Source organism: Serratia sp. G204Y, from assembly GCF_051172435.1.
Lineage (GTDB): Bacteria > Pseudomonadota > Gammaproteobacteria > Enterobacterales > Enterobacteriaceae > Serratia > Serratia sarumanii.
Genome location: NZ_JBPIZA010000001.1, coordinates 1,052,730 through 1,065,314, shown reverse-complemented (window position 1 = coordinate 1,065,314; position 12,585 = coordinate 1,052,730). Strand labels below are relative to the sequence as shown.

The following is a 12,585-nucleotide window of genomic DNA, read 5'->3' as shown; positions in this document are numbered from 1 at the left end:
CGCCCGGTGAGTCAGAGCTTCAGCTTCACGTAATCCGCGAGGCGCGAGAACACGCCGCCCTGCGGCACCGCCTGCAGCGCCACCAGCGGCAGGGTTTTCACCACCTGGCCATTGTCGCTGATGCGGATCTCGCCGACGGTCTGCCCTTTGCCAATCGGCGCTTCCAGCCGTGCGGTATTGATTACGTACTGCGCCTTCAGCTTGTCCGCTTCGTTTTTTGGCAGGCTGAGCGACTGGTTCTGCGCGCTGCCGACCGGCAAGCGGTGATCCGCGCCGTACCAGACCGGCTCTTCCCCCAGGCTCTGCCCGGCGCTGAACAGGTGTACCGTGGTAAAGTCGCGCAGCCCCCAGGTCAACAGCTTACGCGCCTGCTCCTCACGCCCCTTAGCGCTTTTGCCGCCCATCACCACGGCGATCAGGCGGCGATCCCCTTCGGTGGCGGAGGCGATGATGTTGAAGCCGGCCGAGGCGGTGTGCCCGGTTTTCAGCCCATCGACGTGCAGCGTCTTATCCCACAGCAGGCCATTGCGGTTCTGCTGCGTGATACCGTTCCAGGTCAGCGACTTCTCGCTGTACATATGATATTCCGCCGGTTCACTCATGATAATGGCACGCGCAATCACCGCCAGATCGCCGGCGGTGGTGAACTGCCCCGGCGCATCCAGCCCGTGTACCGTTTCGAAATGGGTGTTCTGCAGGCCCAGTTGCGCGCTCTTCTCGTTCATCAGCTTGACGAAGTTAGCCTGGCTGCCCGCCACATAATCGGCCATCGCCACGCAGGCGTCGTTGCCGGAATCGATGATAATACCGCGGCTGAGATCGCGCACCGTGACCCTGTCACCTGGCTTCAGGAACATCAGCGAAGACCCCTTGAACACCGGGTTGCCCTGCGCCCAGGCGTCTTTCCCCACGGTGACGACATCGTCGAGGCCAATCTTGTGCTGATCGAGCGCGTGGTCGATCACCAACCCGGTCATGAGTTTGGTCAGGCTGGCCGGGTTGCGCCGTTCATCGGCATTGCCGGCGGCCAACACCTGGCCGGTGGCGTAATCCATCAAAACGTAAGAGGCGGCGTCTATCGCCGGCGGGGTCACGGTAGGAAAATTGGGCGTCGTTTCCGCCGCCTGCGCCGCTAAAGGCAGCAATATGCCGCCGATCACCACTGATACTGAACGCTTCACGCTGTGTTCCTCAGGCCCGCAGGCTGAATAAAATGCCAATATAATCCGCGAGATAGACTGCATGAATTCACTTTCAGACGAAACCATTACTCTTTTGCAGCGGGTGTCTTTATGCAACCATTTGTTTACGGCACCGCCCGCCGGCGATAGATGCGCTCTATGCCGCCATTGCCCCATTCGATTAGACGCCACCCCGCAGCGCCCCTAAACTTGTGACATAAATACGCAAGACGCATAAAAAAGCGTTTACTTTTTAGCTACAACCACCTGCGAAGTGTCACCATGAAATTCAAACCGTCAATCAAGCCTTATACCGGCCCAGCGGGCGGCTGGGGTTCGCTTGAAGCCACCACCCGCTTTGTCCTCGACAGTAAACAAACGCTAAAAAACATGCGCAACCTGATGCGCGTCAACAAGGCACGCGGCTTCGACTGCCCCGGTTGCGCCTGGGGCGACGACAACCACAGCACCTTCAGCTTCTGCGAAAACGGCGCCAAAGCGGTCAGTTGGGAAGCGACGCGCAGCGCCGTCGAGCCAGAGTTCTTCGCCGCCCACAGCGTCAGCAGCCTGCAGCAGCAAAGCGACTATTTCCTCGAGTATCAGGGGCGCCTCACCCATCCGATGCGCTACAACGCCGAAACTGACCACTATGAGCCTATCCATTGGCCGGATGCGCTGGCGCTGATCGCCAAGCACATCAACGGCATGGACAACCCGAACCAGATCGAGCTGTATACTTCGGGCCGCGCCAGCAACGAAGCGTCGTACCTTTATCAGCTGTTCGGCCGCATGCTCGGCACCAGCAATTTCCCCGACTGTTCCAATATGTGCCACGAGGCGAGCGGCGTTGGGCTGAAACAGAGCATCGGCGTCGGCAAAGGCACCATCCGCATCGATGACTTCGAAAAGGCCGATGCCATCTTCGTGTTCGGTCAAAACCCCGGCACCAACCACCCGCGCATGCTGCACAGCCTGAAAAACGCCGCCCGACGCGGCGCGCGCATCGTCAGCTTCAATACCCTGCGCGAACGTGGGCTGGAAAGGTTCGCCGATCCGCAGGATCCGGTACAGATGCTGACGCCAAAATCCTCGCCGATCAGCTCTTCCTATTACCAGCCGAATCTGGGCGGTGATATGGCGGCGGTGCGCGGCATGGTGAAAGCCCTGCTGGAAACCCACCGCCAGCGTCTGGCCGCCGGCGAGCCCGCCCTGTTCGACCTGGCGTTTATCGAACGGCACAGCGTTGGCGTAGAAGCTTACCTGGCGCAGGTAGACGCCACCGAGTGGCAAACCATTACCGCGCAGTCGGGCCTTAGCGAGGCGCAGTTGCGCCAGGCGGCGGCCACCTATCAGGGCGCCGAACGGGTGATCTGCACCTGGGCGATGGGCGTGACGCAGCATAAACACTCCATTGCTACGGTGCGCGAAATCACCAACCTGCAGCTGCTGTTCGGGCAACTGGGCAAACCGGGCGCCGGCCTGTGCCCGGTACGCGGCCACAGCAACGTCCAGGGTAACCGCACCATGGGGATCGACGAGAAGTCGCCCAAAGCGCTGCTCGACAGCCTGGAGCGCCACTTTAACTTTACCGCCAACCGCGCGCTGGGCCACAACACGGTGGAAGCGATCGAAGCGATGCTGCGCGGCGAAGTGAAAGTGCTGATCGCGCTGGGCGGCAACCTGGCCGCCGCGGCGCCGGACACCGAGCGCACCGCCCGCGCCCTGCGCAACTGCGATTTGACGGTGCATATCAGCACCAAGCTTAACCGCAGCCACCTGGTGACCGGCAAAGACGCGCTGATCCTGCCGACGCTCGGCCGCACCGAACTGGATATGCAGGCCAGCGGCTCGCAGTACATTACGGTCGAGGATTCGTTCAGCATGGTGCACGCCTCGGAAGGCATCGGCAAACCGCTGGCGGAGACCCAACGTTCGGAGACGGCGATCGTCTGCGGCATCGCCGACGCGGTGCTGGGCACCCAGCAGTTGGACTGGCTGGAACTGGCCGACGACTACTCGCTGATCCGCGATCATATCGCCGCCACCATTCCCGGCTTTGAGGATTTCAACCGGCGCTGCGACCAGCCCGGCGGTTTCTACCTGGGCAATGCCGCCGCCGAACTGCGCTTCGCCACGCCAAGCGGCAAGGCAGAATTCAGCGCCGCCGCGCTGCCGACCACCCTGTTCCCGCAGCTGGGCGGCGAGCAAGCGCCGTTTACCCTGCAGACGCTGCGCTCACACGATCAGTACAACACCACCATCTATGGTCTGGATGACCGTTATCGCGGCGTTTACGGCCAACGCGAAGTGTTGTTCATCCATCCGGAGGATCTGGCGGCGCTGGGCCTGCAGGATGGCGAACGGGTAGAGATTGAAACCCTGTGGAACGATGGCGTGGTGCGTAAAGTGGACGGGTTCAAGCTGGTGAGTTACGACATTCCGCGTGGCAACCTGGCGGCCTACTACCCGGAAACCAACCCGCTGGTGCCGCTGGCCAGCTTCGGCGACGGTACCGGCACGCCGACTTCGAAGTCGATTCCGGTGGTGATCCGCCGCAGCGAACAGCAACCTTCGCTGCGCATCGCCTGAAAACGCGCGCCCGGTTCACCCCGGGCGCGCCAATATCGCCAGGATGGTCTGCAACTCGTCGGACAGCTGATGCCGTCGCCAGACGAAGTACAGGTCGCTCACCCCCTCCTCACCCATTTCCACCACCTTCAGCCCCGGCGCCGGCAAGATCAGCGGCAGCAACGAACCGGGTACGCAGGCGACGCCACAACCGGCCTGCACGCAGGCCGCCATCGCGGCATAAGACTCCATTTCCAGCGTCATGCGCGGTTTCAGCCCGCGCGAGGCCAGCCAGTGATCGACCTTCAGGCGAAACGAACATTCGCGGCTGAAGGTGTAAAACTCCAGCGGCGCCAGCGTGGCGGCGTCGGGTTCCCCGGCATCGGCCGGCATCAGCAATACCAGCCGTTCGTCGAATGCCTTTTGGCTGGCCAGCAGCGGATGTTCTATCGGGCCGTCGGTGATCGCCAGATCGAGATCGCTGTCGATCAACATGCGTTCCAGCACCAGCGAGTCGCGGCTCAGCACGTTGATGTGCAGATGAGGCTGTAAACGGCGCAGCCGGGCAATGCGCGCCGGCAAATGGCTGACCAGCGAGAAATCCAGCGCCCCGAGGTTCAGCAGCCCATGTTGGTGCTCGCCGGCGAACAGCTGCTTGCTGCGCTCCGCCTGCGCCACAATGTCGCGCGCCTGCTGGTAGAACAGCCGCCCTTTGGGATTGACGTATAGCCGGTTCTTGTCGCGGAAAAACAGCTCGCCGCCCAGCGACTCCTCCAGCTCGCGCAGCCGCAGCGTGACGTTGGAAGGCACGCAGTGCAGCTCGCGCGCGGCGGCGGCGATGGTTTTATGTTCCACCACGGTGCAGAAAAACTTCAGCTGGCTCAGCTTCATCTATCATTCACTTTTAGTTAGTGTTTTAGTTAAAAACAATCACTTTAGATTAGCATCGATTTCACCTACAGTCTGCCGACACCCTGAGGAGGATCTCTGATGCCACTGAATGACCTACTGACGCTGCCCGGCGTGGCGGCCCAACCGGATGCGGTAACCGACGGTTACGTGTTCAACCACACCATGATCCGCGTGAAGGATCTGACCAAGGCGCTGGATTTCTACACCCGCGTGCTGGGCTTTACCCCGGTTTATCTGGAAACGTTCGAAGAAGCCGCCTTCACCATCTGCTACCTGACGCGCAGCCCGCGTGAACAGATCCCGCAGGACGACGACGAGCGCAAACGCTGGGCGCTGAGCCAGCCGGGCATTCTCGAGCTGACCCATAACCACGGCACCGAAAATCAGGCGGATTTCCACTATCACAACGGCAACGGCGAGCCGCGCGGCTTTGGCCACCTGTGCGTCACGGTGCCGGACGTGCGCGCCGCCTGCGAGCGGTTTGAGCGCCTCGGCGTCACCTTCCAGAAACGCCTGCATGAAGGCCGCATGAACTACGTGGCGTTCATTCGCGATCCGGACGATTACTGGATTGAAATCCTGCAGCCGACGCCGCTGCAAGACTGACGGTCACCCGCCCTCCACCCCGGCCCTCGCGCCGGGGTTTTTCATCGATAGCGTTTCGATTGACCAATCTTGCGCAAAATCGCGCGGCAACGCGGGGTTCAGTGACGTTAGGCTTGCTCGCAGCGGGTGATTCGCGTAAAACTGTCAGCCGCAAATCTTGCCACTCACAACCCATTCACTGGACGATATGTTTCAAGATAACCCGCTGCTGGCGCAGCTTAAACAGCAACTTCACTCTCAAACCCCGCGCGTTGAAGGCGTCGTGAAAGGGACTGAGAAAGGCTTTGGCTTTCTTGAAGTAGACGGTCAAAAAAGTTACTTCATTCCGCCGCCGTACATGAAGAAAGTCATGCACGGGGATCGCATTATCGCCACCCTGCACACCGAGAAAGAGCGCGAAATCGCCGAGCCGGAAACCCTGGTCGAGCCGTTCCTGTCGCGCTTTGTCGGCCGCGTGCAAAAGCGCGACGACCGTCTGTCCATCGTGCCCGATCATCCGTTGCTGAAAGAGGCGATTCCGTGCCGCCCGGTGCGTGAGTTGACCCACAACTTCCAGGCCGGCGACTGGGCGGTGGCGGAAATGCGCCGTCATCCGCTGAAAGGCGATCGCGGCTTCAACGCCGATCTGACCCAGTTTATCACCGACGGTGAAGACCATTTCGCCCCGTGGTGGGTGACGCTGGCGCGTCACAACCTGGAAAAAGAGGCGCCGGAGATGCTGGCTCTCAGCGAACCGGCCGCCGCGTCGGCGCGTGAAGATCTGACCGCGCTCGAATTCGTCACCATCGACAGCGCCAGCACCGAAGACATGGACGATGCGCTGTACGTGACCGACAACGGCGACGGTTCGCTGCAGTTGACCATCGCCATCGCCGATCCGACCGCCTACGTCGAGCAAGGCAGCAAGCTGGACGATATCGCCCGCGTGCGCGCCTTCACCAACTACCTGCCGGGCTTCAACATCCCGATGTTGCCGCGCGATCTGTCGGACAACCTGTGCTCGCTGCGCCCTAACGAGCGCCGCCAGGTGCTGGCTTGCCGCGTGACCATCGCCGCCGACGGCGCGCTGGGCGAAGATATTCAGTTCTTCGCCGCCGAGATCGAATCCAAAGCCAAGCTGGTATACGACGAAGTGTCCGACTGGCTGGAAGGCATTGCCGGCTGGCAGCCGCCGAGCGACGCCATCGCACAGCAGGTAGCCCTGCTGAAACGCGTTTGCGACGCGCGCAACGCCTGGCGCCACCAGCATGCGCTGGTGTTTAAAGATCGCCCGGACTACCGCTTCGTGCTGGGTGAAAAAGGCGACGTGCTGGAGATCGTTACCGAACAGCGCCGCAGCGCTAACCGCATCGTTGAAGAGTGCATGATCGCCGCCAACGTCTGTGCCGCCATCGTGCTGCGCGATCGCCTGGGCTTCGGCGTGTACAACGTGCACACCGGTTTCGATCCTGCGCTGGTCGAGCAAGCGGTCACCGTATTGCAGGCCAACGGCGTGGAAGCCGAAGCCGACAAGCTGCTGACCCTCGACGGTTTCTGCGAACTGCGCCGCCACCTGGACGCGCAGCCGACCCAGTTCCTCGACAGCCGCATCCGCCGCTTCCAGACCTTCGCGGAGATCAGCACTACGCCGGGGCCACACTTCGGTCTGGGGCTGGAGGCTTACGCCACCTGGACATCGCCGATCCGTAAATACGGCGATATGGTCAACCATCGCCTGCTGAAGGCGATCATCAACCAGCAGCCGGCGGAAAAACCGCAGGATGACGTGACGGTACAGCTGGCGGAACGCCGCCGCCTGAACCGCATGGCGGAGCGCGACGTCGGCGACTGGTTGTACGCTCGCTTCCTGCAGGACAAGGCCGGTACCGATACCCGCTTCAACGCCGAGATCATCGACGTGACCCGCGGCGGCCTGCGCGTGCGCCTGCTGGACAACGGCGCGGTTGCCTTCATTCCGGCACCGTTTATTCACGCGGTGCGCGACGAGATGCAGTGCAGCCAGGAAACCGGCACCGTGCAGATCAAGGGTGAAGTGGTTTACCGCCAGAGCGACACCTTGCAGGTCACCATCGCCGAAGTGCGCATGGAAACCCGCAGCGTGATCGCCCGCCCGGCGGCTTGAACGCCAACCTGAAACGGTAGCAGCGCCAAACGCCGACGGTGAAAACCGCCGGCGTTTTTTTTCGCCTCATTCCGGCTAGCGCAGCGGCTCGCCGCCGGTTTCGCGCAGCAGCGGCAGCACCGCCAGCGAAGCCAGCGTCGCCAGCATCAAATAGACGGCGGGCGCCAGCAGCGAGCCGCTCAGCGCGATCGACTGCGAGGCGATATACTGGGCAAAACCGCCGAAGATCGCCACTCCGAGGCTGTAGACCAACGCAAACCCCAAAGCGCGAATGCGCTGCGGGAACAGCTCCGAAATCATCAGCATGGTCGGCACCGAACCGAGCGTGGTCAACCCGACCAGCAGCGCGACTATCAGCAACAGCACCGCCGGATGCGGCACCGCGCTCAGCCACCAAAACGCCGGCAGGGCCACGATCAGAATCGCGATCCGCGACCAACGGATCAGCGGCAGGCGGCCGTAACGATCGCACCAGTGCCCGACCAGCAGGCTGCCGCCGAAGGTGACAAGCCCCGCCAGCAGCATCGCGGCATAGCCGTAGGCCTGCGCCATCCCCAAGTATTTCACCGCGTAGGTGCCGAGATAATACATCGAGATGTAAGTGGCGACGGTGGCGCCGATGGTCAGCATCACGCCGAGCACCACCGCCCGCGAGTGCTTGCGCAACTGTGCAGGCGGCTCGTGCACCCGCGGCACCGACGGCCGATCGCTCTCCAGCCCGAGACGCAGCCAGCAACCGAGCGGCGCCAGCGCCACGCCGATAAAGAAAGGAATACGCCATCCCCACTCGGCCATGGCGTTCGGCTCGCCGTAAAGCACCGGCAAGGCCGCGCTGAGCGCCAGCGCGGTGACACCGCCAACCACAGTGGCGATGCCCTGCGTCGCCAACGACCAGCTGGAATAGAAGCCGCGCCGGTTGGGCGGCGCCGACTCCACCAGCAACGACATCGACGCCCCTACTTCGCCGCCCGCCGCCACGCCCTGGATCAGGCGCGCCGCTACCAAGGTGACGGTTCCCCAGTAGCCGGCGCTGGCGTAGGTCGGCGCAAAGCCGATCATCGCCGTGCCCAGGCTCATCAAGGAAATCGTCAGGATCATCGCCGGTTTGCGGCCGCAGCGATCGGCATAGGCGCCAATCAGAATGCCGCCCAGCGGCCGCATGAAGAAGCTGACGCCAAACGTCGCGAACGCCAACAGCAATGCCAAATGCGGATCGCTGGACGGTGGAAAGAACAATATGCTGATGTAAATAACGAAGAAGTTATAAATACCGAAGTCAAAAAACTCCAGCGCATTACCGAAAGAGGCGGCGAATATGATCTTTTTGCCGCTGGCGTTCGGGGCCGATATTATTGCCGTTTGAGTTTCAGCCGTATTTTCACTCATCATTATCTTCCCTGTTATTATTTTTCGCGTTTATTTTAAATACGCTTCCGCCAACGCTACCCAATAATGGCTGCCGGCCGCCAGACAGCCGTCGTTAAAGTCATATCCCGGGTTATGCACCATGCAGCTGCCTTCGCCATCGCCGTTGCCGATGATCAGGTAACAGCCCTGCGGGAGCGCATCGAGCATGAAGGCGAAATCTTCGCTGCCCATCAGCGGCCGGGTGCCGTAGTGCGCGCGGGCGGCGCCGAACTGCTGCTGTGCCACGCGGTGGGCGAAACGGGTCATGCCTTCGTCGTTGACCAGCACCGGCGTGCCGTTAACATGTTCCACCACCGCGTGAGCGCCGAAGCTTGCCGCCTGCGCCTCGATCAGCGCCGGAATGCGCGCCAGCAAGGTTGCGCGCGCCTGGCGATCCAGCGAGCGCACGCTGAGCTTCATCTCCGCGCTGTCCGGGATCACGTTGGCCGCCTCACCGGCCTTGATACTGCCGACGGTGATCACCGCCGCTTCCAGCGGATCGATATTGCGCGAGACGATGCTCTGCAGGGAAACGGTGATATGCGAGGCCACCAGCACCGGATCGATCGTCAGCTGCGGGATGGCGCCGTGGCCGCCACGCCCCTGCACCCGCACGTTGAACTGATCCATCGAGGCCATAAACGGACCATGCTGGAAAAAGAACTCACCGAGGGGCATGCCCGGCATGTTGTGCATGGCGAAGATGGCGTCGCAGGGGAAGCGCTCGAACAGCCCCTGTTCCACCATGCGCGCGCCGCCGTTCAGCATCTCTTCCGCCGGTTGGAAAATCAGGTGCAGCGTGCCGTTGAAGTTGCGCGTATGCGCCAGGTAACGGGCGGCGCCGAGCAGCATGGTGGTATGGCCGTCATGGCCGCAGGCGTGCATGCGGTTGGCCACGCTGCTGCTCCAGGGTTTGCCGGTGTTCTCCTCGATCGGCAAGGCATCCATATCGGCGCGCAGCCCGAGGCTTTTCACGCCGTCGCCCGCCCGCAGCGTGCCCACCACGCCGGTGCCCGCCAATCCGCGGTGCACCTCATAACCCCACGAACTCAAATAATCCGCGACCAGATCGCTGGTGCGAAACTCTTCGAAACCCAATTCGGGGTGCTGATGAATATCGTGCCGAATAGCCGTGAGCTGCGGTAAATACCCTTCGATGATTTTATTTATCATAATTACATTCCTTTCGTGATTTTATTATTTATTTGGTGAATGAATAAACCTGAGGGTGAAAATAAAGGTATAACACGGCATGAATAATTTTATTTCGGCTCGCCTCGATAGATAAAATAATAATCCGCCAGACGCCGTATCCAGATAAAAAACGACAATGATTCGCTGTACGCGCCGCGAAAATGCAGAATGAATAACTGCCCGGGATTCTGTGGGCGGCAGCCTGCGCCAACGCTGTTTCATCACTTTGTTTTTACACTAAAACCCCACCTGCTTCACATTTCTCATCCGACCTGCCGCGGTTCAGCGGCAAAACTTCTACTGTTAAAACGTCATTCCAAATAACAACGTCGATTTTTACCTCTGTACGCCAAGGAGTTGTTTCATGAAAAACATCAGGTCCGGACTTATCTGGCTGCTGGTGGCGTTGGTCGGCGCCTTCGCCTTCGCCATGCTGGCGCTCAGCCGCGGCGAACACGTCAACGCCGTCTGGCTGGTGGTCGCCGCCGTCGCCTGCTACAGCATCGCCTACCGCTTCTATAGCCGGTTCATTGCCGACAAGGTCTTTGAGCTGGACGACCGCCGTCTGACCCCGGCCGAACGCCGCAACGACGGCCTGGACTATGTGCCCACCAACAAATGGGTGCTGTTCGGCCACCACTTCGCCGCCATCGCCGGCGCCGGGCCACTGGTGGGGCCGATTCTGGCCGCGCAGATGGGCTTCCTGCCGGGGACCATCTGGATCCTGGTCGGCGTCATGCTGGCCGGCGCGGTGCAGGATTTCCTGGTGCTGTTCATTTCCACGCGCCGCGACGGGCGTTCGCTGGGGGAAATGGCCAAGCAAGAGTTGGGCGCCTTCGCCGGGGTGATCACCATGCTCGGCGCGCTGGGGGTGATGATCATCATCCTGTCGGCGCTGGCGCTGGTGGTGGTAAAAGCCTTGGCCGACAGCCCGTGGGGGCTGTTCACCATCGCCGCCACCATCCCGATCGCCCTGTTCATGGGCATCTACATGCGTTTTATCCGGCCGGGCAAGATCGCTGAAATTTCGGTGATTGGCTTCGTGCTGATGCTGCTGGCGATCATTTACGGCGGCAACGTGGCGCAAGATCCCTACTGGGGGCCGTTCTTCACGCTGCACGGCACCACCCTGACCTGGGTGCTGGTGATCTACGGCTTCGTCGCTTCGGTGCTGCCGGTGTGGCTGCTGCTGGCGCCGCGCGACTACCTTTCCACCTTTATGAAAATCGGCGTCATCATCGGCCTGGCCATCGGCATCGTCTTCGCCATGCCGGAGATGAAAATGCCGGCGGTTTCGCGCTTCATCGACGGCAGCGGCCCGGTGTTCGCCGGCGCCCTGTTCCCGTTCCTGTTCATCACCATCGCCTGCGGCGCCATTTCCGGCTTCCACGCGCTGGTCTCCAGCGGCACTACGCCCAAGCTGGTGGAACGTGAAAGCCACATCCGCTTTATCGGTTACGGCGCCATGTTGATGGAGTCTTTCGTCGCCATCATGGCGCTGATCTGCGCCTCGGTGCTGGATCCGGGCGTTTACTTCGCCATGAACTCGCCGGCGGCGCTGATCGGCACCACGGTGGAAAATGCTTCGCAGGTCATCAACAGCTGGGGCTTTATCGTCACGCCGGAAACGCTGGCGCTGATCGCCAAAGAGGTGGGTGAGAACTCCATCCTGTCGCGCGCCGGCGGCGCCCCAACCTTCGCCGTGGGCATGGCGCACATCATCAGCGAGGTGTTCAACAGCCGGGCGATGATGGCCTTCTGGTACCACTTCGCCATTCTGTTCGAAGCGCTGTTCATTCTGACCGCCGTCGACGCCGGCACCCGCGCCTGCCGCTTTATGGTGCAGGATCTGGTGGGCGTGGCGGTGCCGCAGTTGGCCAATAACCGTTCGTGGTTCGGCAACCTGGCGGGCACCACGGTGGCGGTGGCCGGCTGGGGCTTCTTCGTGTATCAGGGCGTGGTCGATCCGCTCGGCGGCATCAATACCCTGTGGCCGCTGTTCGGCATCGGCAACCAGATGCTGGCGTCAATGGCGCTGATCCTCGGCACCGTGGTGCTGTTCAAGATGAAAAAACAGCGTTACGCCTGGGTCACCATTCTGCCGACCGCCTGGCTGTTCGTGACCTCCATGACCGCCGGCTGGCAGAAGATCTTCCATGAGAAACCGAGCATCGGCTTCCTGGCGCAGGCGAAGAAATTTTCCACCGGCATCGAGCAAGGCACGATCATTGCGCCGGCCAAATCGCTGAAAGACATGGAAACCATCGTATTCAGCAACCAAATCAACGCCGCGCTGTGCGGGTTCTTTATGCTGGTGGCGGTGACCATGCTGATCGCCGCTTTCTTCGCGATCCGCCGGGCGTTGCGTTCCGAACAGCCGACGACGCATGAGGTCAGCGCCGCGCTGCGGGAGGAGACCGGCCGCGGCTGAGTCTCACCGTTAGGAGAAACGGCCGGCCTCTTGAGCAGTACGCTGCTTAAGGGGTTGGGCCGTTAACGCGCCGCTGGGCAATATTGCGTTTACGGCGGCATCCGCCTCCGCCTCACCGATCAACGGACTGCTGCAGCTGTTTTATTTCTTGCCTGCCTAGGCTA

General features: G+C 61.6%; 8 protein-coding genes. 4 read left to right on the top strand and 4 right to left on the bottom strand.

Annotated features, from left to right (window positions below; translation table 11 throughout):
• Positions 1 to 11: 11 nt before the first annotated feature.
• Positions 12 to 1,181, bottom strand: a complete 1,170-nt coding sequence (gene dacD, locus ACSBQQ_RS05210; protein ID WP_049196656.1) for a serine-type D-Ala-D-Ala carboxypeptidase DacD — start codon at positions 1,179 to 1,181, stop codon at positions 12 to 14.
• Between the two features lie 282 nt (positions 1,182 to 1,463).
• Between dacD and ACSBQQ_RS05205 the strand changes: the two genes are divergently transcribed.
• Positions 1,464 to 3,770, top strand: coding sequence for an FdhF/YdeP family oxidoreductase (locus ACSBQQ_RS05205; protein WP_039565912.1), 2,307 nt, complete (start codon positions 1,464 to 1,466; stop codon positions 3,768 to 3,770).
• 15 nt (positions 3,771 to 3,785) lie between these two features.
• Here ACSBQQ_RS05205 and ACSBQQ_RS05200 read toward each other — a convergent pair whose 3' ends face one another.
• Complete coding sequence (locus ACSBQQ_RS05200) at positions 3,786 to 4,640, bottom strand: LysR family transcriptional regulator (RefSeq protein ID WP_033648464.1); 855 nt, start codon at positions 4,638 to 4,640, stop codon at positions 3,786 to 3,788.
• 99 nt (positions 4,641 to 4,739) lie between these two features.
• Here ACSBQQ_RS05200 and gloA point away from each other — a divergent pair, with 99 nt between their 5' ends.
• Entirely contained in the window at positions 4,740 to 5,267 is a 528-nt protein-coding gene (gene gloA, locus ACSBQQ_RS05195) for a lactoylglutathione lyase (RefSeq protein WP_004930603.1), read from the top strand.
• 187 nt (positions 5,268 to 5,454) lie between these two features.
• Positions 5,455 to 7,389, top strand: coding sequence for an exoribonuclease II (locus tag ACSBQQ_RS05190; protein WP_039565908.1), 1,935 nt, complete (start codon positions 5,455 to 5,457; stop codon positions 7,387 to 7,389).
• A gap of 75 nt (positions 7,390 to 7,464) precedes the next feature.
• Here ACSBQQ_RS05190 and ACSBQQ_RS05185 read toward each other — a convergent pair whose 3' ends face one another.
• Positions 7,465 to 8,775 (bottom strand): MFS transporter, encoded by a 1,311-nt coding sequence (locus ACSBQQ_RS05185; protein ID WP_060387807.1) that lies wholly within the window; start codon positions 8,773 to 8,775, stop codon positions 7,465 to 7,467.
• A 30-nt stretch (positions 8,776 to 8,805) separates the two neighbouring features.
• Positions 8,806 to 9,969, bottom strand: coding sequence for a M20 aminoacylase family protein (locus tag ACSBQQ_RS05180; RefSeq protein ID WP_060435784.1), 1,164 nt, complete (start codon positions 9,967 to 9,969; stop codon positions 8,806 to 8,808).
• A gap of 385 nt (positions 9,970 to 10,354) precedes the next feature.
• Here ACSBQQ_RS05180 and ACSBQQ_RS05175 point away from each other — a divergent pair, with 385 nt between their 5' ends.
• Positions 10,355 to 12,421 (top strand): carbon starvation CstA family protein, encoded by a 2,067-nt coding sequence (locus ACSBQQ_RS05175; RefSeq protein WP_033653036.1) that lies wholly within the window; start codon positions 10,355 to 10,357, stop codon positions 12,419 to 12,421.
• Positions 12,422 to 12,585: the final 164 nt, after the last annotated feature.